Here is a 25,572-nt window from a genome sequence, read left to right as displayed (position 1 = left end):
AATTAAATATCCAAAAAGAAATTTTCATTACTTAGATATATATAACTTTCACCAATTTCTTTTAAGAGTATTAGACTTAAGGAGTTATTGATATTTTTTTTATCTAATTTTATTACATTAATCAATTCATCAATATTTTCTCCATCTAAAGAATAAGGCAAGTCATATTTAATAAGAATATCTTTTATTTCTTCTGCTACACTCTCAGCTACTAAGCCTTTACTATAGGCACTTTTCATTATCTGATACATACCTATAGCTACTCCTTCCCCGTGAGTATATCTTTCATATTTATAATATTGCTCAATTGCGTGACCTAAAGTATGACCAAAGTTAAGAAGCATTCTTTCCCCAGTATCTTTTTCATCTTCCTCTACAACTTTTCTTTTAATATCACAGCAAGTATATATTATTTCTTCAATATCTTCTATTAACGCTTTTTTATCTTTATAAGCCTTAAGTTTATCAAATAAATCTTTATCTTTAATACAGCCGTATTTTATTACTTCTGCTAAACCGTCTTTAAATATTCTATCTGATAAAGTATTTAAAACCTCTGGATCTATAATAACAAGTTTAGGGTGGTAGAAGCCTCCTACTAGATTTTTACCTTTTTCTAAATCAACTCCTACCTTTCCTCCAACACTAGAATCAACCTGTGCTAAAAGTGTAGTAGGAATTTGAATAAACGGTACTCCTCTTAAATAAGTTGAAGCTACAAACCCAGCTAAGTCTCCTACAACTCCTCCTCCTAATGCAAGGATTATGTCAGTTCTAGTTAATTTAAACTCTAAGAGTTCGTTATATACAGCTGGAAGAGTAGAGAAAGATTTACTCTTTTCTCCAGCCTGGATAACTATACCTTTTGCTGTATATCCATCACACTCAAGTGCCTTTTTAAGGCCATCACCATATATCCCATAAACAATATTGTCTGATATTATTGCTATTTTCTTTCCCTTAAACTTATCTTTAAGGTGTTTGCTAATATTTTTTATACTTCCTTTTTCAATTATAATCGGGTATGAGTTTTCTTCTAAATTTACCTTTAATTCCAAGGCTCCATCCCCCTTAATTATATTTCTCTTCCTACAGCTTGAGCTATTACAGAAAGTTCTTTAACTAATTTATCATATTCCTCTGGTCTAATAGATTGAGGTCCATCACATAAAGCATTTGCTGGATCATTATGAACCTCTATAATAAGTCCATCAGCTCCAACCGCTACAGCTGCTTTAGATAAAGGATCTACCATCCAATTTTTCCCTGCTGCATGACTTGGATCAATTACTACTGGTAAATGGCTTAATCTCTTTATTGCAGGCACTGCACTTAAATCCAGAGTGTTTCTTGTATAAGTTTCGAAGGTTCTTATGCCTCTTTCACAAAGTATTACTCTTTCATTACCACCAGCCATAATGTATTCAGCTGACATTAAAAGTTCTTCTATAGTTGCTGATAATCCTCGCTTTAAAAGTATAGGTTTATCTATTTTCCCTAATTCTTTTAATAAATCGAAGTTTTGCATATTTCTAGCTCCGATTTGAATTATATCAACATCTTCAACAAATCTTTCTAAATACTTCTCAGACATTAACTCAGTAACTATTGGTAAGCCAGTTTCTTTTTTAGCTATTTTTAATAGATCCAATCCTTCTGCCTCTAATCCTTGGAAGCTGTATGGAGAAGTTCTTGGCTTAAATGCTCCTCCTCTTAATAGTCTTGCTCCTGATTCTTTAACATTTTTAGCTATTCCTATAATTTGATCTTCACTTTCTACTGAACATGGTCCAGCTATTAAAGCTATCTTTTTTCCTCCAATGGAAATATCGTCAGTTATTTTAACTTCAGAATTTTGTGGATGAAATAATCTATTAGCTTTCTTGAAAGGTTCTTGAACATGCATTACTCTTTCAACACTTTTATTAGCTTCTATTTTTCTTGCATCTATTTTAGTGGTATCACCAATTAATCCTAAGATTATTAAGTCCTTACCTATAACTGGATGTACTTCTACCCCAAGTCTTTCAATAGATTTTGATAATTTTTCTACTTCCTCTTGTGCTGTTTTTGGTTTTAAAATTACTATCATATAAATTGCCCCCTTAATGATTTTTTATAAAAAAAATAAGACTCATCTAATGAGTCTTATTATTCCAACATAATTATTTCTTGATACAAGGTTTTAAGGTTATTTCTACTCATTAGAAATTAACAGTATTTTATTGCAGAACGATGAACCAGCGCTAAAATAAAAGCCCCAGCTAAAGTAAAAGTATCCAAATAATTGTCCTGCTATTCTATTAACTCCTTTAAGCATACTAACCTCCTATGTGAATTTCTGTAAAAATCTTTTTCTAAATTGTATACTAATAAAAATAGTATGTCAATACTGAGAAAACTTTTTCATTAATTTTTATTTAAATTTTTTATATATTCTCAATATTTCTATATTTTTCTTAACGCTTTTATAGAAATAATACACTGCTCCCCATTTTTCATAGTTATTTTCCTGCTTAATTTATTTATCTCAGATATATTTTTTTTATTTACTAAATAAGATTTATGTACTCTTATGAAATTTTCATCTAAATCCTCTTCTATATCCTTCATTTGTCCATAAAATTCAACTTGCCTATCTGTAGCATGAAGTACAATTTTATGAATTTTCTTGGAAGTTTCAAAAAAAAGTATTTTATCATATTCAACATTAATTATTCTTTCATCAGTATTGATTGTAAAAACATCATTGTCTTTTTTTCTTCTGCTATATTTATCAAGAGCTTCTAAAATACATTGATGTATTCTATTTTTTATATTTAAATAATCATCCTTTATAATATAATCTAAGGCCTCAACTCTATAAACAAAAGTCAAATAGCTCATTTCTGCATGAGTCGTAACAAATATAACAAATCCTCTTGAGTCATATTTTCTTATTTTTTCTGCCAATCTTATACCATCTATATTAGAATTTAAATCTACATCTAAAAAATACACACCTGAGTATTTGCTTTGTTTAACATATTCTATTAGCTCGTACGGATCACCTGTACTTAAAGCTAACTTCATATCTAAGTTCTCTATTATAGTTATGTCATCAATAAATTTAGCAAAACTATCTCTTTGCTTTTCGTCATCTTCACAAACATATATATTTAGCATAACTCCCCCTATTTAACTATTAGAAATTTGTAAAACTTGAGTAAATTCGCCTTTATCAGCCTTTGTATCTAGTGATATCGTATGGTATTTATTAACTATTTCTTTTAAGTTATATAAACCTAACCCTCTATTATCACCTTTAGTTGAAAAACCTTTCTCAAATATCTGATATATTTGTGGAGTTCTTTCAACACATGAATTTATAAAAACTAAAAGGACAAAATTCTCTTTTTGTATAAAAGTTAATTTTATCCATGATTTTTCACATTCAATAGCAGCTTCAATGGCATTATCTAATAATATACCTATAGTTCTGCTTAAATCTATTATATCCATATTAATCTTGTCCACTGGCTCTACAATATCTACCAACACATCTATTCCTAACTCTTGAGCTCTTATGACCTTTGATGCTATAAGTCCCTTAATTTCTGTGATATGTATATTTTGTAGCAATCCTATTCTATTGTTTTTTCTATTCATTTCGCTATTTAAAGGAACAATTTTTTTATAAAAAAATTCCTCTAAACCTTCTATATTTTTTTCTTCTATGTATCCAGACATTGCAGTTAATATGTTAGTGTAGTCATGTCTAAAGCCTCTCATATCGTTATACATAGCTTCCAAATTGGAGTTATACTCCTTTAAGTTTTCTAATTCTATTTTACGATTTTCATATTGCATTTCTTTTTTCATGTTGTTTGCTACAACAAAAGTGATTACTGACATTGATATAAGATAAACAATCATCAATGCAACATAAATAAGCATTGTAGTGTTTTCAGCCATAGATTTTTTAGCTATCATAGCATTTAAATAATATGTAATTGTTATTATGAAAATATTGACTATCATTACTATTGTCATTTTATTTTTTATTTTAATGTTATCTGGATTAATTTTCAGTTTTTTTATTAACAATTTAACAAACATAGTTATAATTATCACTAATATTAACATTCCTAAATGTATTAATAGTCTAAATCTACTAGCTTCAATGGCTTTATAAAATTCTTCTCCTATAATTGGTATTGCTAAACTACCTATTAATCCATCTGATATGAATAAAATAATCGTAGCAAATACACAATTCATAATATTTATAAATATTTTCTTATTATCCATATATAAAAACAAAAAATTCATTATAACCATTATTGGTAATCCTAACGATGAATTAGCACTTGCTATAAGTATTAAAATAATTTCCATAGCAACAAAGTTTCTAATAAATTTCTTTTTTTCGAAATTCACTATTCCAGTGTTATTTGCTGCATAATTAAATGAAAAACAAGTCAATGTTATTCCAATAATCGATATCAAAACACTTCCCCCAATAATTCCATTTTTATTTTATATTAGCAGATATGTACTAATAATTCAATTATTCCTTATTCTTCTTCCCTTAATAATTCTTGTGGAATTTTTGTTTCATAAAAAAGTAAGTATGTGCATTTTGATGTTGAATTTTCTGCAACTTTAATAGATGCCTTCTCAATTCCATCTAACATCCTATCCTTTAATTCTTCAAATAGTCCCTTGTTCATATCTCTCATAATTTTTATACCTCCTTTTAAATACCTTATAGGTTATTGGCATTATCATAAATGCCTCTAGCAAATTCCCATAGGCTATTAAAAAGCCTATTCTAAAGTCTTTCATATATATAGCTAAAACAAATGAAATTAGCCACACATAAATTGATTTTCTTTTTAACTTGTCTCTCTTTTTCTTTCCAAGTAAGGGTCTTGCCTCTGTATCTGCTGGGGAAAAGGCAAGAATACTGATAATTGAAATAGTAAACATACCTGCTAGTATTAACTTGTTTTCTGGTACATAACTACTAAGAAAAGCTCCTGAAAAAAAACATATTATAGTAGTCAATGTACATCCTAAACTTGTGGAAGCATGTACACCAAAAGCGTATCTCCTTAATGCTCCATAACTTATCATTATTATAAGGATTGTCCAAAATATATTTAACATAGCTGCTAGAGCCATGATAAATGCAATTTTCGTAAAATTTATCAACACAATCTCTATTCCATATTTAACTATATTTTCATTAAAATTAGGATTACTACTCCTAGTTTTTAAAACTTGAGTTAAACTATTAGATATTTCTTCAATATAATTTTTTCTTTTAACTTTCACAGTTTTCATAAAATCACCACAACTTTAATTAATCTTTGCTTATTAAAGCATATTGAACCCCTAATGATACAGCAATTCCAGTCATTAATAGTATTTTTATTATAAACTCTATACCACTTAATAAAACTAAAGGAATCAATAGCAAAGTAAATACTAAAAATAATGCTATGCTATCTTTCACAATTTTCCACCTCTATAAAGTATTATTATCCACCATAAATTTACATTATTTATCTTAATATAAATATTAGCATAAAAATGTATAATATTCACACTTATATAACAATGCATAATTTAAAGATAAAAATCATACTTATTTTCATAAATTTCTACGATTATTACTAAATCTCGAACGTTTATTACATTGATAATTTTGTAGAAATATTTAATATCTAACTAACTTATGTAGGATAAAACAAATAGAGACTTTACCTCAAAAATCGGTAAAGTCTCTGTTTTTATATTATTAATCAACATTAATTAACTTTAAATTCTCATTATTTTTTTCTTCTGTAGCCGCAATCTGAAGCATTGCCACTTTAGGAAGCTCTATTCCGATAGTTTCTTTTATAACCTCTTCTATAGTCTCTACTAGAATAAATTCTAAATCTTCTCTAACTTCTTGTGGAACATCTTTTATATCCATCTCATTATCTTTAGGTAAGATAACTCTCTTTATACCTGAACGGTGCGCTGCTATTACTTTTTCCTTGATTCCACCAACTGGTAGAACAGCTCCTCTTAAGGATATCTCACCTGTCATAGCTAACTTTTGATCTACTTCTATTCCTGTAATTAATGAAGCTATAGTTGTAAATAACGCTACTCCTGCTGATGGACCATCTTTAGGTATAGCCCCTGCTGGAACATGGATGTGTAAATCATTTTTATTTAATTCAAGATACTTTAGATTTAAAGCAAACCTTGAACGAATTAAGCTTTGTGAAATCCTTGCTGATTCCTTCATTACATCTCCAAGTTGTCCAGTTAACATTAATTGTCCATTACCAGGCATAAATACACCTTCAATGAATAGTATATCTCCTCCTACTGGAGTCCAAGCTAACCCTGTAACTACACCAGGAGAATTTTTTTGATTAACCTTATCATAACGAGCTATTTCATGACCTAAAACATCAAATAGCATGTCTTCTTTTATTATATGTGGAAGTTCAACCTTATTAAGAACTATCTTTTCTGCTGAAACTCTTGCAACTGAAGATAATTGTCTCTTTAAACTTCTTACTCCCGCTTCTCTTGTATAATTATCTATTATGGCTTTCATAGCTTCATCATCAACTTGAAGTTGACTAGAGTTTAGACCATTTTCTTCTAAAACAGCTGGTAATAGATGATCTTTAGCTATATAAAACTTTTCTTTACTTGTATAGCTTGATATATCTATTATTTCCATACGATCTCTTAGTGGTCCTGGTATACTTCTTAATGAATTAGCAGTTGCTATAAAGAATACATCTGATAAATCATATGGTACTTCTAAGTAATGATCTGCAAAAGTATTGTTTTGTTCTGGATCTAAAACTTCTAATAAAGCACTTGCTGGATCACCACTATTTGAAACCATCATTTTATCTATTTCATCTAAAATGAATACTGGATTCTTTTCTCCGGCCTTTTTCATTCCTTGAATTATTCTACCCGGTAAAGCTCCTATATAAGTTCTTCTATGCCCTCTTATCTCTGCTTCATCTCTTATTCCGCCTAAGCTAATACGGACATATTTTCTTCCCAAGGCTTCAGCTATACTTTTTCCAAGGCTTGTCTTTCCTGTTCCTGGAGGCCCTACTAAAAGTAATATAGATCCTTGTTTGTTTTCTTTTAGCTTCAATATGCTTAAGTGCTGTATTATTCTATCCTTAACCTTATCAAGACCATAATGCTTGCTGTTAAGTATCTCTCTAGCCTTTTCAATATCTATATCCTTAACTTTATTCTTCTCCCAAGGAAGACTAACTAATAAATCAAGATAAGTTTGAATAACATTTGCTTCTGAGCTATTAGGTCCTTGTCTTTCAAACTTCTCTAATTCACTTAAAGCAATCTCTTTTACTTCTTCTGGCATGTTAGCAGCTTCTATTTTTTCTCTGTAATTCTTTTTATTTTTACTCTTAACATTATCCTCTGAACCTTCATTCAGCTCTTCTTGGATAGCTTTAAGTTGCTGTCTTAACATGTTTTCTCTATAGCTTTTATTAACTTTATCATTAAATTTTTGAGCAAGCTCCATCTGGAATTGAATAGTTTCTTTTTGCTCTATTAATATATCCAAAAATCTTAAACTCTTTTTTCTTAAAGAACGAATTTCTAAGAAAGCTTGTTTCTCACTAAAAGATAGGTTCATAAATGGGAATACATATGCTACTATTCCTTGAATATCCTCTAGGCTATTTACATATTCCACATAAGTTTCAGATCCTCTAAAATTTTTACTTATTTCTGAAATTAGGTTTCTCATGTATTGTATGATTTCTTTTTGATTTTGTTTGTCCAGGTCTTCTATATCAGGTATAGTGCTATAAATAGCTTTGAAGTTATTGTCTTCTAACACAAAGTCCTCAACTTCTACTCTTTCTATAACCTCTAAAGTTATATTATATCCATCTTTAATCTTTTTACTTTCTTCTAGCTTTACTAATGTTCCAACTGTATAAAAATCTTCTCTAGAAAAATCTCCACCTTCATATTCTTCTCTAATAGCTAATGCAACACCATAAAAATTCTCATTCTCCATCTTATTAGTAATATGTTTTCCAATTGCTGAATTAACCTTTAATGTTATTGATTTTCCTGGCATCAAAACTGTATTTGGGATTGCTATTATAGGTAATGCTGTATTATTAGTTAAATCTTTCATTTTCATCATCTCCATTAAATTATTCGATAGTTCTATTTTTATCGAACTATTCATTAAAAAATTTTTATCTTTATTCCCAAATTATTGTTACAAATTTGTTTAATAGTTCTTTATTTAAGCTGTAATAATGATATATACCATCCTTGCGAAGTTCAATAAGTCCACAATCTGCTAATTGCTTCATGTGATGCGATAAAGTTGACTTAGCACATATGCAAGTTTTATATTCTATTTCATTACAACTTAATTCCTCAGTCTTATATAAAATCTGAATTATTTTTATTCTTGTAGGCTCTCCTAAAGCCTTATAAACTTTAACTGCTTGTTGTATAGTATTTTCATCAAGTTTCATAAAGACTTCCTCACCTTGTAGTTCTATAATTATAGAACTATAGTATCATAACTAATAATCATTGTCAATAATAATTATTAGTTAAAAAAGAGGCTATCTCACCCCTTTAAAATCATACGCATAAATAGAGATGAGATTTTATACCTTACATCTTAACGGTAATTTTAAATTAATAGTAACTCATAGACTTCACAGTAACTATTGATTTTGTACTGTATCTGTGCTATTATAACCCTACTTAAAATTAGCGGCGCGCCGCAAATAAATCAATAGGAGTTTATATATATGAGTCTAAAATGCGCTTCATTCTTTGCTGGCGTAGGCGGAATCGATAAGGGCTTTGAAAAAGCAGGATTTGAAACAATATACGCAAATGAATTTGACAAAAATGCCAGTATTACATACAAAACCAACTACCCAAATGTGCATCTTGATGTTTGTGATATACGTGATTTAGATGAGAAAAAAGATATTCCAGCCTTTGATATAATGCTTGCAGGATTTCCGTGTCAAGCCTTCTCTGTCGCAGGCTACAGACAAGGTTTTGACGATGAAAAGGGCAGAGGAAACTTGTTTTTCGAATTGGTAAGAATTATAAAAGTAAAGAAGCCTAAGATTCTTTTCCTTGAGAATGTTAAAAATTTAGTTTCCCACGATGATGGAAAAACATTTACAATAATTAGTAACACATTAGAGGAATTAGGTTACCATGTCAAACCAATGGTTCTCAATGCAAGTAGCTATGGCAACATACCACAAACAAGAGAAAGAATATACATTGTCTGTTTCAAGAACTTAACTCAGTATAGAAAGTTCGATTTTCCAAAGCCAATAAAACTTGAAAAGACTTTGAAAAATGTGATTGACTTTGACACAGAACAAGAAAAACGATATTATTACACGGAGAGTTGTGCGTTTTATAATGAACTGAGAGACAATATGAAAAGTTCAGATACTTGCTATCAATGGAGAAGGGTTTATGTACGTGAAAATAAGAGTAATCTTTGTCCAACTTTAACTGCTAATATGGGTACAGGCGGACATAATGTACCACTAATATTGACCCACGATAACAGAATAAGAAAGCTTACTCCTAGAGAATGTTTTAATCTACAAGGATTTCCTGATGACTTTGTATTGCCTGAAACTTTGAGCAATGGTGCATTATATAAACAAGCTGGCAATTCAGTAGTTGTCTCTGTTATTGAAAGAATCGCTAATGAAATAAAAAAAGCTATCGAGTAGAACTCCAAATAGAAAGTCACCTAATTGTTAAATCAACAATTAGGTGACTTTCTTAATCTAAGGTTTCTTCTGTATGGGTATTGTTGTAAAAGCGTTCATACGTTCCAATTTCAGCAAAGTCTACTGTATATTCTAAGTCGCTTACTTTAGTGAAAACAACACTATCAACACCAAACCGTTCCAACATTGGATATGTAATTAACGTACCCTCACTTAATTCAAAAACATTACGTAATAGCCATTCACCGAGTATCCTGTTTGGATTGCTCATAATTGCTTTTCCGTCAGCTTGACATACTTTCGCAGGTATTGTCAGTCCATCAGGTAATGTAAGGTTAAAGACTGTATCTCTTGGCGGGAAAAAACCTATAGTATTCGCCCTATCCTCAGCTGGATAAGGTATATAGATTTCGTTTGGATTTCTAGGCCTACCATTAGCGTTCCATTGATTTAAGCCACTTCTTTCTGCGACAAATTTAGTTCCATCGTGTCGTGTAGAATATAACCTTAAACAAATTCTGTTTTCAGTATCTATCTCAGGTGTATTGTAAGTAATGTAAGTAGGCTCGGCTACCTGTGTAACTGTCTCTGCGTCTACCATACTCATTAAATAATTATAAGGGTCAGTCATTATCTCAACTTCAAATTGGTCCAGCACTTGCGTATCATCAAAAATCATATACAAAGTATTCTTAGAAATACTGAAATGATATGTGTGGAGACCATCAGTGAAGTATGTATTGTTTACATTACCTCTACCCTCAATAATTGCAATATTATCTAAATCTATACTATCAAATGCGTGTTCAATAATCATCATTGAGCCAGGAACTCGTTTTACAATATGATATATCATTTCGTCAATGCCATACATATTCATTGTTACACGCACACGCTCATTTCTATATTCCGCTATAGTTCGAGCAAGTTCATAGCCAGTTAAGTTCTGGTAGGTTTCTCTGAGCTGTCCGAACTCTGCAACCTTCTGGTCATCATTACCAACCCACGTTTTAAGTCCTATTCCGATACGGTTCTTCTTCGCATCTGCTGAACAGTCACGGCGTGCTAGATTTTCTGCATTAAAATACTTGCAGAATATATTTTCGTGAGCTCTGTAATGAAGATACGGTCTATCACTTTCCGAAAAAAGTGCTGATAAGTTTCCAACTATGGATAACATCCTCTTATATTGTTCCTGTTGAGTAACTGGTTGATTTTCATAAAACATAGTATCATCCCCCCGGAATGTAGTATAGCACATTGCATGGGATGCCTCAATAAGTATTGTCTGTCTAATACTTTTATAGTATATCAGCACTTTACTCAAAGTAGTATCACAGGCATCAATAACTACAGATGAACTAAGAAGTATATTTAGACTTGTTTTTGATTTTATAAACTAAAGATGTCCAATACTAACTTTGTTTATTTCTTAGCATTGGCTTGAAATGCTGTAATCCTTAATATATCTATGTTTTATGTACTCTTATTAAGATTTTTCTAAAATGTTCGTGTTTTATATGATAACTTATACTATAACAGCCTAAAAAGTTGGCATTTAAAAAATGTAGATATTTATGACTGAAAACAAATCATTAAGTGTAAACGCTGACGAGGTCGATCCCATAAAAAGCCTCAAGGATATAGCAAAAGTAAAGCAATATTTGATAGGTAAAGTGAATAAGGGTGATTATATGCTGTTTCCCTTGAGTTTATCAAAAAGCCACAAAAACATTAATCCCTACGGCGTATATCTTCGTTCCTCAATCCGTGTACTGCGTACATAGAGTCGGTAAATAAAAAAGCTTCTACAACCCTTTATTTACAAAGGTTTGTAGAAGCTTTGTGCTCCACCAAAGTATATGTGGTCGGCTTATTTAAAATATCTATCTAATAATCCTTTGAATGCTTTTCCATGTCTAGCTTCGTCTTTACACATTTCATGAACTGTATCATGAACAGCATCTAAGTTTAATTGTTTAGCTAAAGTAGCTAAATCTTTTTTACCTTGGCAAGCTCCATGCTCTGCATCTACTCTCATTTGAAGATTAGTTTTAGTATCAGCTACAACTACTTCTCCTAATAATTCAGCAAATTTTGCTGCATGTTCTGCTTCTTCAAAAGCTATTCTCTTATATGCTTCAGCAACTTCTGGGTATCCTTCTCTATCAGCTTGTCTAGACATTGCTAAGTACATACCAACTTCTGTACATTCTCCCATAAAGTTAGCTTTTAATTCTTCAACAACTCTTGGATCTACTCCTTTTGCAACACCAATAACGTGCTCATCTGCAAAAGCTAAGTCTCCCGATTTCTCCATAAATTTTTCAGCTGGAACTCCACAAACTGGGCATTTTGCAGGAGCTTCATCACCTGTATGAACGTATCCACATACTGTACAAACAAACTTTTTCATAAAAAAATCCTCCTCTAAATGATCTAAAATTTCTGTTATTTATTTCGACAGTTATTATTTTATAACAATTATTATTTATTGTAAAGAACTTTCTTAAATTTTTACCATATTATTTTCCACTTATTATTAAAAATATTATAATAAAACCGCTGCAAAATCCTATATACAGCGGTTTTCACTTTATGCTTTTTTTAATTGAATTTCCACTTTAAATAAATCTCCATCAACTTTTATTTTAAATAAACCATCCTGAAGTTCTGTTAAACCTTTTGAAATTGCAAGACCGAGACCCGATCCTTCAGTATGTCTCGACTGATCCCCTCTTTTAAATCTTTCTGTTATCTCATCCTCATTAAAGTCAATTTCATAGGCAGATATATTTTTAAATATTATTATGATTCTATCTTCACTTTCTTCAAGATTTATATATACCCTTGTATTATCTAAAGAATACTTTAATATATTAGATATTTGATTTTCAAATATTCTCCAGGTTCTCTTACCATCAACCATAACATACACTTTTTCATTAGGTATATTTATTCTAAAATCTAACTTGCTAATTTTTATTTTTTCCTCAAACTCAGCAATAGATTGTTTAAGTAAAGCTATAATATCTAGCTTTTCTATATTTAGCTCCATTTCACCTGAAGCTGCACTTGAAGCTTCAAATAAATCTTCAATTAAAACCTTCAATCTTTGAGATTTTCTATCTATTATCTTAATATAGTCCTCAATTTCTTCCTTAGTAAAATTACCTTTCTTAATTAAATCCACATAATTAATTATTGAAGTTAAAGGAGTCTTCAAATCATGAGAAACGTTGGTTATAAGCTCTGTTTTCATTCTTTCACTTTTAACTTCATTTTGAATAGCATTTCCAAGTCCACTTCTCATATTATTGATATCTTTAGCTAATACATCTAAAACAGCTATAGAACTACCTTCAATTTGATAATTAAGATCTCCTTGTGATATCTTATGAGCTCCTAGGACTATTTTGTTAAAACCTCCTACAAATTTAAATCCTATATATGCTACTGTCCCCATATACAAAAACACATACACTCCTCCAAGAAGTATAACAGAAAATACGCCAACAACATATATGGAATTAGTACTCATAATTGCAGAAGTTATAATAATATCAAGTATAAATACAATAGTCGCTACACTAAATATTGCAATTTTTCCCCCAACACTCTTTATTATAAAAGCTTCTTTTGTTAATAAATAAAATTTATATAATAAACTTGTTTCCTTTATAACGTTCTTTAATCCTTTTTCATCTATTTCTTTTATTAAAGTAACATAGCTTAACCCTAAAGTTAAAAACATGTAATATAACATTAATATGCTTGGAATTATAAGATCTTCGCTAGAGTAAAGCAATATACCCTTAATAAATTCATATATAATTATAGACATTACCACAATAATTAATATATTTAACATCTTAATTTCTAGCCATAATTTCTTATACAATCTATAAGTCATTTTTTCCTTATTGGCATTATTATATCTTATAAACACTTTTTTTCTAAACTTCATTATATATGCAAATGATATTAACGATATAAACGCTGCAATTGCTATAACAATACATTCTTTCTTATACTTATCATGTTGCATTGTGAACTTATTAGAATAAATTTTAATCATATCATCATAATATAAATCTTTTGGAACAAATAACATGAACTTTAGTTTATAGTTTTTTATATCTTCATAGCTTTTTGTATAGTATATAAAATAGTCAGGCGAAAAAGTTCCCTTAACATTTTGAAATAAATTTCCTGTTTTTGTTCCATCTAATATTAAATAGAATTGTGAACTACTTATTATATCTTTTAAACTGCTATCATAAAGATATTCTTCTTCAATATTAGTTTTAACTACATTATTGTTTTCATAAAGTACATATTGAAGATTCTTATACTGCTCTATGCAATTCTCATAGGAATTATACTGAACTCTTCTTTCATCTAATATTACTTTTTTTAAGTTTTCATCGTCTATTTTATATGTTGTTTCCAGCTTATCTAATCCATCAAAATACCCATTTATATTACCTATATCTGGAAGGCTGTAATAACTATTAGAATTTTCATCTGAACTATTTTCACTAATGTATCCATTGTTTAAAGCTTGATTTAAATTCGCCTTGCCTTGTGTATATTTTTCTTCATACTCCTTCCTTTTTTCTTTTACATCACTTTCAGTCACTTTGTTAAATCTTTCGCTACTTTTTGACTCCCCATATCTAATATAAGAACTAGTAACTGCTTCAACGTATTCTGCCATTATGTTTTTAAACTGAACATCTTCTGTATAATTTTTTAATTTTAAAATATACCAGTTATTTTTTATGTCTAATATCTCATATCCCCCAATTAAAATTGAAGAAATTAATAATATTATACATATAACCCCAACTTTTCTACTGCCTTTCAATTTTATAGCCAATTCCCCACACCACCTTTAAATATCTTGGTTCTTTCGGATTTATTTCTATTTTTTCTCTAATTCTTCTTATGTGAACTGTAACTGTGTCTGCATTATAAGAGGGTTCATTCCATACTCTTTCATAAATTTCTTCTATAGGAAAAACTCGTCCTGGGTTGTCCATAAGTAAAGTTAAAATTTTAAATTCTAATGGAGTTATCTTTACATCCTCTTCATCAACTTTAAACTCTTTAGTCTCCTTATTAAGATATAAGCCTCCTACTCTAAGGATTTCCTTTGACTCTCCTCCATAGTTTCCAAGGTTCACATATCTTCTTAATTGAGATTTAACTCTAGCTATAAGTTCTAGAGGATTAAAAGGTTTTGTAATATAATCATCTGCTCCCATGTTAAGTCCTAAGATTTTATCTGTATCCCTTGATTTTGCTGAAAGCATTATTATAGGAATATTTTTATTTTCTCTTATTTTCAAAGTTGCTCTCATTCCATCTAATTTTGGCATCATTAGATCCATTATTATTAGATGTATGTCCACAGAATTTAGTGTATCTAAAGCATCTAATCCATCGTAAGCTTTAAATACTTTATATCCTTCATTTTCTAAATATATTTGTATTGCATCCGTTATTTCAACCTCATCGTCAACTACTAAAACATTGTATTTTTCCATACTAGCGTCCCCCTTAAAATTCCTAGCATTATTATAACACCCCCTGCTGATTTAACTCTATTAAAATGTTAAATAAAAAAAATTACAAAGTTACCCTTGTAATTCTTAAGATTCTATTACAAATTATTGAATTTGAAGATTTATATTAAATCCTCACTTAGACCTAAAAATAATAAACTCACCGAATAGTATTTTTTCATATTTTATTAGATAAATTTCTAAATTTCTAATCTTCTGAGTTTCTGATGTTCTAATGTTCTGAATTTCTGCACTGCTATACTGTAGAGACTTCTTCCCAAGTCTCATCAAATTCCTTTTAATTTCTATACTGTAGGAGCGTTTCTCAGCTCCATCAAATTCCTTTTAGCTTCTTCACTGTAGGAGCGTTTCTTAAAGGAATCTAGCGAGACTAAATGACAGTCTCTACAAAACAGTAGTGCAGCTCCATCAAATTCCTTTTAACTTCTAACCTGTAGGAGCTTCTTCCCTTGGCTCCTTCATACTTTTAACTCTTTAACCCAGATTTTATTTCTATAATCACCTTATCTTGGGCCTCATCTTGGGCCTCATGTTGGGCCCCCTCTTCCACCTAATATTATATAACTTTTAGCCTAATGTTTAATTTTACTATTTAAAGCGATTCTCTCTTAAAACAAAAAGACCATTACAAATTAAATTTGTAACAGCCTTTTTGCTTGACTACTTGAGTAGTTAATAGTAAAGTAATAAAAATACTACAAAGCAATTTATAAAACTATTTTGCAGTACTTATTATATTTAGATATTCAAAACGAAATAATGATTTTAATACAACTACTTAAAAGGAATTTAATGAAGTCTCTGCGAGACTTCTACAGGATTTAAGTGCTGATTTCTTTTCCAAATGGCATTAAACTTAATGACGCCATTTTAAAAAACTGTAGTCCAAAAGGAATTCCAACAATAGTTGCACACATTATTACTCCTGAAATGACATTCCCTATAGCAAGCTCTAGTCCACCGAATATTAACCAAAATATGTTTGCAATTAAACTTACTCCTCCAGTATTCATTTTTAATATTATACTATCCTTTAATTCTTTTTGCTATTAAATATCTTTACAAAGGAATTTCTTGATTTAAATTCTGTAATAGAATATAATAACGATAATGTAATATTTTAAAGCATTGATTAGAAGTAGTAGTATTTTACTTCATTCTTAGAGAGCTGTTGTTTGGTGAAAAGCAGTAATGAAGAAATATGAACTTGTCTAGGAGTTTCTTTGTGAGAAGCAAAGACGTTAACTGCGTTAAAGTTTCAAGTGGAAATAATTAATGTTATTTCAACAAGAGTGGTACCGCGGAACTTAACCTTTCGTCTCTTAATTTTTTATGAGATGATGGGTTTTTATTTTTTTATTGTTTAAGGAGGAAAATACTATGGGAAACTACGGAACTTCCATTGATAAGAAATGGCAAGATAAGTGGGAAGAAACAAAATTATATGAATTTGATAAAGAAAATTTAGATAAGAAGTTATATGTCCTTGAGATGTTCTCTTATCCATCAGGCAGTCAGCTTCATGCAGGGCATTGGTTCAATTACGGACCAGTAGATAGCTGGGCTAGATTTAAAAAGATGAATGGATATAATGTATTTCAACCAATGGGCTTTGATGCTTTTGGTTTACCTGCAGAAAACTATGCTATAAAAACTGGAATACATCCTAAGGATTCGACTGTAAAAAACATAGAAACTATGGAAAAGCAACTTAAGGCTATGGGCGCTATGTTTAACTGGGAAAGTGAAGTTGTAACTTGCCAGCCTGATTATTATAAATGGACTCAATGGTTATTTTTAAAGCTTTATGAAAAAGGGTTAGCTTACAGAAAGAAAGCTCCAGTTAACTGGTGTCCATCTTGTAATACAGTTCTTGCAAATGAGCAAGTTGTTGATGGTGCCTGTGAAAGATGTTCAACTGAGGTAACTAAAAAAGACTTAACTCAATGGTTCTTAAAGATAACTGATTATGCTGATGAATTATTAGAAAAATTAGATACCTTAGATTGGCCAGAAAAAACTGTAGCTATGCAAAAACACTGGATAGGAAAATCTACTGGTGCACAAGTTACTTTTAATATGAAGGATTCAGATTTAAGCTTTGATGTATTTACTACAAGAGTTGATACTTTATTTGGAGTTACTTATGTTGTTTTAGCTCCTGAAAATCCATTGGTTGATGAAATCACAACAAGTGATCAAAAAGAAGCTGTAGAAGCTTATAAAGAAGCTGCTAAAAAGCAGTCTGATATAGAAAGACAATCAATTTCTAGAGAAAAAACTGGTGTCTTTACTGGTTCATATGCTATAAATCCTATTAACGGAAGAACTGTTCCTGTATGGGTTGGAGATTATGTTTTAGCTACTTATGGTACAGGAGCTGTTATGGCTGTTCCTGCTCATGATGAAAGAGACTTTGCTTTTGCTACAAAGTTTGAATTACCTATAGAAAGAGTAATTGTAGCTAAAAATGGAGATTCTAAAGAACTTCCTTATTGTGAATATGGAAAGCTTGTAAATTCAGAAGAATTTGATGGTTTAACAACAGAAGAAGCTAAGGTTAAGGTTGTTGAGAAACTTGAGAAAAATAACCTAGGAGAACAAAAAGTTAATTACAGATTAAGAGACTGGTTAGTATCTAGACAAAGATACTGGGGTTCACCTATTCCAATGATCCATTGTGAAAAGTGTGGAACTGTTCCAGTACCTGAAAAAGATCTTCCTGTTATGCTTCCTTATGATGTAGAATTTGCCCCAGATGGAAAGTCACCACTTGCTAAAAATGAGGATTTTATAAATACAACTTGTCCTTGTTGTGGTGGAGCAGCTAAAAGAGAAGCTGATACTTTAGATACTTTCGTTTGTTCATCTTTCTATTATTTAAGATATGCAGATGCTCATAATTCTGAAAAAGCATTTGATACAGATATGATAAACAAAATGCTTCCTGTAGATAAATATGTAGGTGGACCTGAACATGCTTGTATGCATTTATTATATGCAAGATTTGTAACCAAGGCTTTAAGAGATATGGGGTATATAAACTTTGATGAACCATTCTTAAGCTTAACTCACCAAGGTCTTATACTTGGACCAGATGGTCTTAAAATGAGTAAATCAAAAGGAAATACTATATCTCCAGATGATTATATAAAACAATATGGTGCAGATGTATTTAGAATGTACTTGATGTTTGGTTTTGCATATACTGAAGGTGGAGCTTGGAGCGATGATGGAATAAAATCTGTAAATAGATTTGTTGAAAGAATCGAGAGAGTTCTAGAAACTTCAAGAGAATTTATAGAAGCTAATAAAGATTCTAAAACAACTTTAGATAAGGCAGAGAAAGAATTAAACTTCTGGAGACATAATACTATAAAATCAGTAACAGAAGATACTGATAAACTTCAATTTAACACAGCTATAGCTAGAATGATGGAGTTTGTAAATGCACTTTCTAAGTACACTCAAGAAAGTGATATGAATGCATCCTTCTTAAAAGAGGCTTTAGACGATTATTTAAAATTATTAGCACCATTTGCTCCTCACTTTGCTGAAGAACAATGGTCACTATTAGGTAATTCTTACTCAATATTTAACCAATCATGGCCAGCTTTTGATCCAAAAGCTTTAGTTAAAGATGAGATTGAAATAGCTATTCAAATTAATGGTAAAATCAAAGCTAAAATAAATATTGCTTCTGGATTAGGTGAGGAAGAAATTAAAGCTGAGGCTTTAGCTAACCCACAAGTAGTAGCTGCTATTGATGGTAAAAATGTTGTTAAAGTAATAGTTATAAAAGGAAGACTTGTAAATATAGTTGTTAAATAAAGTTAAAGCAGTAGGGCTTAATCCTTACTGCTTTTTCATATATATTATAAATTATTGTGAAGTACTTCAATTATATTGCGTAAATCAACTACTGATATTTGTCCTGGTGCAGAAACCTTTTTAGCAGCTCCAAAAGTTAAAGCTGATCCAAATAATTCTCCAGAAACTCTACTTATTACACCTTTTCCTGCCATAGACATCGTAATTATAGGACCCTCAATATACTGCTCTTTAACTATTCTTGTTGCATCTAATAAGGTAATTACATCTTCAACAGAATTGGGCATAACCGCTATTTTAGGTATATCTCCACCTAGCTCTTCTGCTTTACGAAGACGTGCTATTATTTCTTCCTTAGCTGGAGTTTTATCAAAATCGTGATTTGATATTATAACTGCTACATCATTTAAATGAGCTGCTTCAATTAATGTTTTAACATCTTTTTCTTCATTAAATAGTTCAACATCAATTATATCAATAAGCTTTGTTTCTGCTGCTGTTGTATTTAATTCAACATAAAATTCTGAACTGATTTCTTTTTCTCCGCCTTCTTTTTTGCTACGGAATGTAAATATAATAGGTTTAGAACTTAATATTTCTCTAATTTCTTTTAAAGCTTGTTTTACTTTTTCTATATCAGTAACATGCTCAAAAAAATCTACTCTCCACTCAACTATATCTACATCTAAATCTTTTAGATAATTTGCTTCTTCTAAAAGCTCAGAAAGGCTTTCACCAACCATTGGAACGCATATTTTAGGTAAACCCTCTCCAATCACTACATCTTTTACTTTAACTACTTTCTCCATTTACTTAATCCCCCCAATAGTTCTCCACAGCTTATTCTCCAATAATTTTATAATATTCGCTCAAAGGCATTTAATAATTTCTCTATCTCTTTATAGTCTAGCGGTTTAAACTGGTTAAAGTAATAGGAATCATTAAATTTATCATATAAATCTCTTGCCATATCCATCCATTCTTCTGGAATACATAAATGCATTAAATCCTCCATAGTACAACTTAACAGAAACCTTTCAACCCCCCAGAAAGAATATTCCTTTATCTCATGAAATTCATTAAAAAATTTATAATCCTCAGCTATTTTAGAGGTCAATTTATATTCATAAATATCAACAAAAAAGAAATCAAACTTTCTTGATTGACTTTTAAAAGCATCTTCTTGTATTATTTCTATTCTATCATCTTCGCCAAAATTATGTTTATAAATTTCTATAACATCTTTTGAAGTTTCATATACAGTTATATTTTTAACTTCCTTCTTTTTTAATATCTCTTGAATAAAATATCCGAGTCCTAATCCTACTACTCCAACAGTTCCTTTTGCTCTTTTTATACTTTCATAGCAGCCTTCTATTTCTAATGGAGTTAATCGCATCCATGTTTTAGTGTTATCGCTTAATTCTATAATAGATTCTTCTATCTCCTCATTTATTTCAAAAAGATAATGAGGAACTATTCCTTTTAATCCATCAATTTTAGAAACTTCAAATTTATTAATTTTTTCACATTTGATTTTTTTATTATATTCTCTTATTTTATCTATATAATATGCTCTATCAAAAAGCACATAATCACTTCCATTCTAACTATAATGTCAATTACTTGTATCTTATATATTATGATTAATGATCTTATATTAAATACATTCTTTACTATAATAACACGTTTTACATTTTTTAGAAATATTTTTTATTAATCCCCCCTTGAAGTTTGTTATAAAATATTCTATAATGTAATTAATAATTATTATTAATTGAAATAAGTAGGTGAAGTTGATGAATAAATTTATATTAAGTGAAGAAGCATATACTGAGTTTAAAGGATTTTTAGGTGAAAATGATATTACTGATTTTAACGTAAGAGTAAATCTTGCTGGTTATGGATGTAGTGGTCCTGCTTTTAATATATCAGTTGAAGAACCTAAAGAAAATGATGTAGTTGAAAAAGTTAATGATATTACTTTTTTTGCTGAAGAAAATCTTATAGATGAATTTGGCGGTTTTATAATTCTTTCTACTGATGAAAATGATGGAAGAGGATTAAGTTTAAGACCTGTTATAGAATCTGAAAGTAGCGGTTGTGGAACCTGTGGTGGATGCCACTAATAATATTTAAAAAGGAAGAAATTCATTTTAATGAACTTCTTCCTTTTTTATATTTCTATTTTACTGGTAAAGTAAAGCTACTATATTTATCATTTATTTTCTTTAAATCATCTAAGATATCTATCCATAATTTGTTATTTATAATTTCATTTTTAAACTCATTCCCACTAATAGGAAACTTTTCAGTAAGATCTTCAAAGTATTTTTGAATTTCTAATGATAGATTATATAACATTTTAAAATTAACCTTATCTGATTCATTAAGTTTAAACACTTTTGTACCTTCTACACTTTGTGTTTCATTATTCTCCATTATATATAAAATAAATGTATTTCCCTTTGCATAAATATCATCTAAAATTAATCCATTACTCTCTACAACTTTCTTATTAAATATTGTCCTATCCTCTTTATACTCATTATATTCCTCAAGTAAGGTATATAAATTCTTTGAAATATCATTGTAATTAGAGTATAGCTTAGTTATGTCTTTTTTAGATATACTTCCCTTTTCTGTAACCATCTCAAGCATTATAAGATTGGCCTCATTTTTATCTTTAATTGAACAAATTTCATTATTGGATTTTTCGCCTATCTTTTTCTCATACTTTTTATTATCTAAGGCAAAATAAATATTTAATGAAAAGCTTATCACAAGAATTATGACCACAATAAAAAAACAATTCTTTACGGATAATTGTCTCATTCAATCCCCCCCTATTTTGATAATTATACCACACCATCTTTCATTTTTCTACAATTATTGACATCAATAATTATTATCTCCCTATAGAAATAATAGCATTTACTTAACCATATTACCATAAACTCTTTGTTAACAATTTCCTTATAATAAAAGAAGCTATCACTTCCTGTAATAGCTTCTTTTATTTACCTTGCCCAATCATGTATAGCATCTCTCACTGCCTGTAGTCCATAATCATAACCATATCCTTCAACTTGTACCTTTTCTAATCTTGTAACTACACCATAGTTTTTATCTAATGAAAGATTATCTTTTGAGGTTAAAACCCATATAGTTTTATAATTTATAGGTTTAACTTTTAATTCCTTTTCTCCTACTCCATCTGTAAAATATATCAATATATGATTTCTATAATTGTTCTCTTTTATATAATTAAATACTGGAGAAAATTGAGTGGCTCCGCTTTTATTCATTCTTTGTTTTATATCCTTAGTAGATTTAAGTTCATAAACACGCCTAATTTGGTTATCACATTCAATTACTTTTATCCTTCCAAGCTTATTTCTGCATAAAGCTAATATTTCTTTCATTATGCTTTTTATTTCCCCATCACTCATAGATGCAGATATATCTATAGCAACTAATATTTCTGGTATGTTATTAGGTAACACCCCTCTAATATCCAATCTATCAGGCTGTCTTCTATCTTTTCTAGTTATGGTTTTTTTATAACCTATCTTAGAGGTATTCAATAATCTTTTTAAATGAGATTTCCAATCTATTTCTTCTTTTTCATCAAAAGATAAAATCATTTTTTCAATATCCTTAGGCGCTTTCCCTTTATATGCACTTTTAGAGGTTCTTTTCTTTATATCTTTAATATTATCTAAGGTTAGCTCTCCTCTTTCCCATAACTCATGAGCTCTTTCTAAGTCTATAGACCTTTGTATATTAGAATCTTTTTTTATTACCTTTTTATTTTTTCTTTTATCTATAGCCTTTTGTATCTCTTCTGCATAGACTTCAATTGGCATATCTTCTTTTAAATCTAAATCATACTCTATGTTTACTGTATGAAGCTTCTTACAAAATGCAGGTAGATTTTTTATATACTGATTTATAGATAAGTCCATTGCTATATTTATAGCTAAGGTAGATACTTTGTTCTTTAGACTACGCTCCCTTTCATAATGGTTATACATTATATGATATATCTCATGTTTTATAAGTGCTTCCATTTCCTTAAGAGATAAAGGAAGCATTAAAAATGGGTTAAAATGCATTTTATAGCCTTCCAGCGTAACTTCCGTTGCTATGGGCCAAGTAATGTTAAAATTAATCTCCCTCTTAATCTGAATCATAAATTGTCCAAAGAAATTATCTTCGCTGGATAAAAGACTTATATTTATAAACTCTATTAGTTCCCAAAATCTCCTTTTATGATAATCTTTAAAATCATTTTGAGATTCTATTTCATAACATACTTTCAATAATTCCTTACTATTTTTTTCAAAATCCATAATATCACCCCAATTAATTAGAATAGATATTAAAAAATGCATCTAGGAAGTTTTCATTCTCAAGCATCTCGTCATAAAGTTCCTTTGAGTAATCACTTTTTATTTCTTTCATTATTCCTAGTCTTAAATCCTTTGGATAAAAACTAAGTAGCTCTGAAAAAACAGATATCTCTTTTTCTCTTATAGATAATGACTCAATATAATTCAAACAATTTTTAGATAATATATATAGGCGTGAATGACTTTCCTTTGAGATTCTATCTTTAATATCAAATACTAATATATTTTCTCTAAACACCTCTTCTGGTTTAATTAACGGATTCTTTAAATTGTCTAAAAAGTTTATAAAATCTCCAGCAATTGAAGCTCCCACATTTCCTTTAACCAAATTAAAGAATATATTTTTAGCCATAGAGTCTTTATGCTTTAAAAATACTTTATAGCCTTTAGAAACCCTCTCCCAACTTCTTGGGGTAGCCTTTATATGCTCCTTAGAGTTTGGTGTATGAAGAAATTCTGGAAAAGTTGATATAAACTCTATTATATGCTCATGTATCTGCCCTTTTGTCATAGCCCATCTTACCCATTCTTTTAGTTCTGATTCCATTTGGATCCAAACAAATCTATCTTCTTGGGCTGGGTCCATATCTATTACTTGATATTCACTTTCTTCATAATCATCATATTTGTTAGATGGATTCATAGCCGCTATTACATAAACATCTTCACTTAAGCTATATCCATTTATTTCTCTATTTAATATTAAATTCATAAGTTCCTGTTGAACTGTATGTTCGCATCTATTTAATTCATCTATAAACAACACCACTTGCTTACCTTGCTCTATATAACTATCTACCTCTATCAATTTTGAATGAGTAGCGTATTCAGTTACTTTTCTACTCTTAGAAATTCCCTTCACTAAAAATTCTCTTTTTTCTACAGTTGGTAATCCTCCTATTTCTCCTTCCTTTAGTAAATTTGCATCTATAGTAACTAATTCACAATTCTTAGTATTTGCTAATTCTTTTATTAATGATGTTTTTCCTATTCCACTTTCTCCAATTAGTAGTGGTACATCTTTGGCCTCTATAATTAATTCCACTGTTTTTAATGCTTCTCTAAAATTCAATTTTTTTCGTCCTTTCTTAAGCTAAATTGAAAGTTTATAATCAACTAAGATTTTTCTTGCTGTCTTACTACCAAAATTATTTATAAAATTTATTTTGTCCATTTCTAAAACCTCTAGATTTAGGAAATCTTTTAAGTATTTCTCATCTATACTATTTTCCCTAACCTTTTTGGTTAGTATATCTACAACTAAATCAATGCTTATATCGTTATAAACGTACTTTACTACATTAATATTAACTTCAATTAGTTCAACTAATTCTTCATAGGTATAATTTATATAGTTTATAGCTTCTTCATTTAATGATATAGCCTTTTTCTTGCTTTCCATTGATGGATTATCAACAAATCTAATAGCCCCCCAGTAGTTCTCTATGGCTTTTAGCACCACATTTTCAGTTGGTTTTTTTATATATTTTATTGCATCATAATCATTTTCTACAGCTAATATTTGAAATTCTTCTTTAGGATTATTTACAAACTGAATTGCCCACCCCTTAGTTTCTATAGCAGCTCTAAGTATTTTTTCTGTTGGATACTTTATAAGCTTTAATGCATTCCATAAGCTTTTAACAGCTATTATTGAAGCCTCCTCAGCTGGATTTTCTATATACTCTATAGAAAGTGGGTTGCTTTTTATTGCCTCTATTTGCACAGCTTCTGATGGTTCTTTTATATATCTTATAACTGTTCCATTTTTTCTTACTGCCAATATTTTAATATCTTCACTAGGATTATCTATTTCTCTAATATAAATAGGATTATCCTTAATTTTTATTTCTAAATCATATTTCTCCATTTTTACTTCCCTTCGTTCTCTATGTTAATAATATAAAATAACTTTTTTTCTTAATATAATTATATACCACTAAA

24 protein-coding genes and 1 other annotated feature are annotated in these 25,572 nt (G+C 29.6%); of the genes, 3 read left to right on the top strand and 21 right to left on the bottom strand.

Annotated elements, in window-relative coordinates; genetic code table 11:
- Positions 1-2 precede the first annotated feature (2 nt).
- The 10 genes from aroB to B3N22_RS03910 form a co-directional block, all read right to left on the bottom strand.
- Positions 3-1,058 (bottom strand): 3-dehydroquinate synthase, encoded by a 1,056-nt coding sequence (gene aroB, locus B3N22_RS03955; RefSeq protein WP_286905029.1) that lies wholly within the window; start codon positions 1,056-1,058, stop codon positions 3-5.
- Positions 1,059-1,075: 17 nt separating this feature from the next.
- Positions 1,076-2,092 (bottom strand): 3-deoxy-7-phosphoheptulonate synthase, encoded by a 1,017-nt coding sequence (aroF, locus tag B3N22_RS03950; protein ID WP_021803114.1) that lies wholly within the window; start codon positions 2,090-2,092, stop codon positions 1,076-1,078.
- Between the two features lie 105 nt (positions 2,093-2,197).
- Positions 2,198-2,320, bottom strand: coding sequence for a hypothetical protein (locus B3N22_RS03945; protein WP_275299559.1), 123 nt, complete (start codon positions 2,318-2,320; stop codon positions 2,198-2,200).
- 128 nt (positions 2,321-2,448) lie between these two features.
- On the bottom strand, positions 2,449-3,165 hold the full coding sequence (locus B3N22_RS03940; protein WP_021803115.1) for a LytR/AlgR family response regulator transcription factor: 717 nt from the start codon (positions 3,163-3,165) through the stop codon (positions 2,449-2,451).
- A gap of 12 nt (positions 3,166-3,177) precedes the next feature.
- Positions 3,178-4,488 carry a sensor histidine kinase gene (locus B3N22_RS03935; protein ID WP_286905024.1) on the bottom strand — a complete coding sequence of 437 codons (1,311 nt, stop codon included), beginning with the start codon at positions 4,486-4,488 and terminating at the stop codon, positions 3,178-3,180.
- A gap of 68 nt (positions 4,489-4,556) precedes the next feature.
- On the bottom strand, positions 4,557-4,721 hold the full coding sequence (locus B3N22_RS03930) for a cyclic lactone autoinducer peptide (protein ID WP_286905023.1): 165 nt from the start codon (positions 4,719-4,721) through the stop codon (positions 4,557-4,559).
- A complete protein-coding gene (locus B3N22_RS03925) occupies positions 4,693-5,328 on the bottom strand; it encodes an accessory gene regulator B family protein (RefSeq protein ID WP_286905018.1) in 636 nt (211 codons plus the stop codon). The genes B3N22_RS03930 and B3N22_RS03925 overlap by 29 nt, the downstream gene beginning before the upstream one ends.
- Positions 5,329-5,347: 19 nt before the next feature.
- On the bottom strand, positions 5,348-5,500 hold the full coding sequence (locus tag B3N22_RS03920; protein ID WP_156337861.1) for a hypothetical protein: 153 nt from the start codon (positions 5,498-5,500) through the stop codon (positions 5,348-5,350).
- Positions 5,501-5,785: 285 nt separating this feature from the next.
- On the bottom strand, positions 5,786-8,194 hold the full coding sequence (gene lon, locus B3N22_RS03915; protein ID WP_286905016.1) for an endopeptidase La: 2,409 nt from the start codon (positions 8,192-8,194) through the stop codon (positions 5,786-5,788).
- Between the two features lie 70 nt (positions 8,195-8,264).
- Positions 8,265-8,546, bottom strand: a complete 282-nt coding sequence (locus B3N22_RS03910; protein WP_021803117.1) for an ArsR/SmtB family transcription factor — start codon at positions 8,544-8,546, stop codon at positions 8,265-8,267.
- A gap of 285 nt (positions 8,547-8,831) precedes the next feature.
- Between B3N22_RS03910 and B3N22_RS03905 the strand changes: the two genes are divergently transcribed.
- Positions 8,832-9,791 carry a DNA cytosine methyltransferase gene (locus B3N22_RS03905; RefSeq protein WP_286905014.1) on the top strand — a complete coding sequence of 320 codons (960 nt, stop codon included), beginning with the start codon at positions 8,832-8,834 and terminating at the stop codon, positions 9,789-9,791.
- Positions 9,792-9,843: 52 nt separating this feature from the next.
- Here the strand turns inward: B3N22_RS03905 and B3N22_RS03900 are convergent, their stop codons facing one another.
- The 5 genes from B3N22_RS03900 to B3N22_RS03880 form a co-directional block, all read right to left on the bottom strand.
- Positions 9,844-11,019, bottom strand: coding sequence for a phospholipase D-like domain-containing protein (locus B3N22_RS03900; protein WP_286905012.1), 1,176 nt, complete (start codon positions 11,017-11,019; stop codon positions 9,844-9,846).
- 645 nt (positions 11,020-11,664) lie between these two features.
- The gene (locus tag B3N22_RS03895) at positions 11,665-12,207 is read right to left on the bottom strand and encodes an NADH peroxidase (RefSeq protein WP_286905010.1); all 543 of its coding nucleotides are present in this window, start codon (positions 12,205-12,207) and stop codon (positions 11,665-11,667) included.
- Between the two features lie 180 nt (positions 12,208-12,387).
- Positions 12,388-14,673: a HAMP domain-containing sensor histidine kinase gene (locus tag B3N22_RS03890; RefSeq protein ID WP_286905009.1), complete on the bottom strand. Its 2,286-nt coding sequence runs from the start codon at positions 14,671-14,673 to the stop codon at positions 12,388-12,390.
- Positions 14,648-15,343, bottom strand: a complete 696-nt coding sequence (locus B3N22_RS03885) for a response regulator transcription factor (protein ID WP_181602644.1) — start codon at positions 15,341-15,343, stop codon at positions 14,648-14,650. The genes B3N22_RS03890 and B3N22_RS03885 overlap by 26 nt, the downstream gene beginning before the upstream one ends.
- Before the next feature lie 860 nt (positions 15,344-16,203).
- Complete coding sequence (locus B3N22_RS03880) at positions 16,204-16,395, bottom strand: YccF domain-containing protein (RefSeq protein WP_349676610.1); 192 nt, start codon at positions 16,393-16,395, stop codon at positions 16,204-16,206.
- Positions 16,396-16,501: 106 nt separating this feature from the next.
- Positions 16,502-16,708 (top strand) — a binding site (T-box leader).
- Positions 16,709-16,762: 54 nt separating this feature from the next.
- Between B3N22_RS03880 and leuS the strand changes: the two genes are divergently transcribed.
- Positions 16,763-19,213 carry a leucine--tRNA ligase gene (gene leuS / locus B3N22_RS03875; RefSeq protein WP_286905006.1) on the top strand — a complete coding sequence of 817 codons (2,451 nt, stop codon included), beginning with the start codon at positions 16,763-16,765 and terminating at the stop codon, positions 19,211-19,213.
- Positions 19,214-19,257: 44 nt separating this feature from the next.
- On the opposite strand, the gene aroD is transcribed toward leuS, so the two are convergent.
- Positions 19,258-20,022 (bottom strand): type I 3-dehydroquinate dehydratase, encoded by a 765-nt coding sequence (aroD, locus tag B3N22_RS03870; protein ID WP_286905004.1) that lies wholly within the window; start codon positions 20,020-20,022, stop codon positions 19,258-19,260.
- Positions 20,023-20,069: 47 nt separating this feature from the next.
- Positions 20,070-20,804, bottom strand: a complete 735-nt coding sequence (locus tag B3N22_RS03865; protein WP_286905002.1) for a polyamine aminopropyltransferase — start codon at positions 20,802-20,804, stop codon at positions 20,070-20,072.
- A 208-nt stretch (positions 20,805-21,012) separates the two neighbouring features.
- On the opposite strand from B3N22_RS03865, the gene B3N22_RS03860 reads away from it, so the two are divergent.
- On the top strand, positions 21,013-21,342 hold the full coding sequence (locus B3N22_RS03860; protein WP_021803125.1) for a HesB-like protein: 330 nt from the start codon (positions 21,013-21,015) through the stop codon (positions 21,340-21,342).
- 55 nt (positions 21,343-21,397) lie between these two features.
- Here B3N22_RS03860 and B3N22_RS03855 read toward each other — a convergent pair whose 3' ends face one another.
- From B3N22_RS03855 to B3N22_RS03840, 4 genes are all read right to left on the bottom strand, one after another.
- Positions 21,398-22,048, bottom strand: coding sequence for a hypothetical protein (locus B3N22_RS03855; RefSeq protein WP_238903804.1), 651 nt, complete (start codon positions 22,046-22,048; stop codon positions 21,398-21,400).
- 185 nt (positions 22,049-22,233) lie between these two features.
- Positions 22,234-23,568: a vWA domain-containing protein gene (locus B3N22_RS03850; RefSeq protein ID WP_286904999.1), complete on the bottom strand. Its 1,335-nt coding sequence runs from the start codon at positions 23,566-23,568 to the stop codon at positions 22,234-22,236.
- Between the two features lie 13 nt (positions 23,569-23,581).
- On the bottom strand, positions 23,582-24,700 hold the full coding sequence (locus B3N22_RS03845; protein ID WP_286904998.1) for an AAA family ATPase: 1,119 nt from the start codon (positions 24,698-24,700) through the stop codon (positions 23,582-23,584).
- Between the two features lie 21 nt (positions 24,701-24,721).
- Complete coding sequence (locus B3N22_RS03840) at positions 24,722-25,498, bottom strand: hypothetical protein (protein ID WP_286904996.1); 777 nt, start codon at positions 25,496-25,498, stop codon at positions 24,722-24,724.
- Between the last annotated feature and the right edge of the window lie 74 nt (positions 25,499-25,572).

This window comes from Clostridium sp. UBA1652, assembly GCF_002320975.1.
GTDB classification, from domain to species: domain Bacteria; phylum Bacillota; class Clostridia; order Clostridiales; family Clostridiaceae; genus Clostridium_T; species Clostridium_T intestinale.
The sequence above is the reverse complement of the archived record's forward strand: the minus strand, read 5'-3'. Positions and strand labels throughout refer to the sequence as shown.

What these genes read in the sequence shown, in the direction of transcription:
- B3N22_RS03905 (WP_286905014.1), top strand. Translation starts at nt 8,832, where the DNA reads ATGAGTCTAAAATGCGCTTCATTCTTTGCTGGCGTAGGCGGAATCGAT.
- leuS (WP_286905006.1), top strand. Translation starts at nt 16,763, where the DNA reads ATGGGAAACTACGGAACTTCCATTGATAAGAAATGGCAAGATAAGTGG.
- B3N22_RS03880 (WP_349676610.1), bottom strand. Translation starts at nt 16,395, where the DNA reads ATGAATACTGGAGGAGTAAGTTTAATTGCAAACATATTTTGGTTAATA.
- B3N22_RS03900 (WP_286905012.1), bottom strand. Translation starts at nt 11,019, where the DNA reads ATGTTTTATGAAAATCAACCAGTTACTCAACAGGAACAATATAAGAGG.
- aroF (WP_021803114.1), bottom strand. Translation starts at nt 2,092, where the DNA reads ATGATAGTAATTTTAAAACCAAAAACAGCACAAGAGGAAGTAGAAAAA.
- aroD (WP_286905004.1), bottom strand. Translation starts at nt 20,022, where the DNA reads ATGGAGAAAGTAGTTAAAGTAAAAGATGTAGTGATTGGAGAGGGTTTA.
- B3N22_RS03840 (WP_286904996.1), bottom strand. Translation starts at nt 25,498, where the DNA reads ATGGAGAAATATGATTTAGAAATAAAAATTAAGGATAATCCTATTTAT.
- B3N22_RS03930 (WP_286905023.1), bottom strand. Translation starts at nt 4,721, where the DNA reads ATGAGAGATATGAACAAGGGACTATTTGAAGAATTAAAGGATAGGATG.
- B3N22_RS03925 (WP_286905018.1), bottom strand. Translation starts at nt 5,328, where the DNA reads ATGAAAACTGTGAAAGTTAAAAGAAAAAATTATATTGAAGAAATATCT.
- lon (WP_286905016.1), bottom strand. Translation starts at nt 8,194, where the DNA reads ATGAAAGATTTAACTAATAATACAGCATTACCTATAATAGCAATCCCA.
- B3N22_RS03860 (WP_021803125.1), top strand. Translation starts at nt 21,013, where the DNA reads ATGAATAAATTTATATTAAGTGAAGAAGCATATACTGAGTTTAAAGGA.
- B3N22_RS03850 (WP_286904999.1), bottom strand. Translation starts at nt 23,568, where the DNA reads ATGGATTTTGAAAAAAATAGTAAGGAATTATTGAAAGTATGTTATGAA.
- B3N22_RS03910 (WP_021803117.1), bottom strand. Translation starts at nt 8,546, where the DNA reads ATGAAACTTGATGAAAATACTATACAACAAGCAGTTAAAGTTTATAAG.
- B3N22_RS03940 (WP_021803115.1), bottom strand. Translation starts at nt 3,165, where the DNA reads ATGCTAAATATATATGTTTGTGAAGATGACGAAAAGCAAAGAGATAGT.
- B3N22_RS03945 (WP_275299559.1), bottom strand. Translation starts at nt 2,320, where the DNA reads ATGCTTAAAGGAGTTAATAGAATAGCAGGACAATTATTTGGATACTTT.
- B3N22_RS03895 (WP_286905010.1), bottom strand. Translation starts at nt 12,207, where the DNA reads ATGAAAAAGTTTGTTTGTACAGTATGTGGATACGTTCATACAGGTGAT.
- B3N22_RS03855 (WP_238903804.1), bottom strand. Translation starts at nt 22,048, where the DNA reads ATGAGACAATTATCCGTAAAGAATTGTTTTTTTATTGTGGTCATAATT.
- B3N22_RS03885 (WP_181602644.1), bottom strand. Translation starts at nt 15,343, where the DNA reads ATGGAAAAATACAATGTTTTAGTAGTTGACGATGAGGTTGAAATAACG.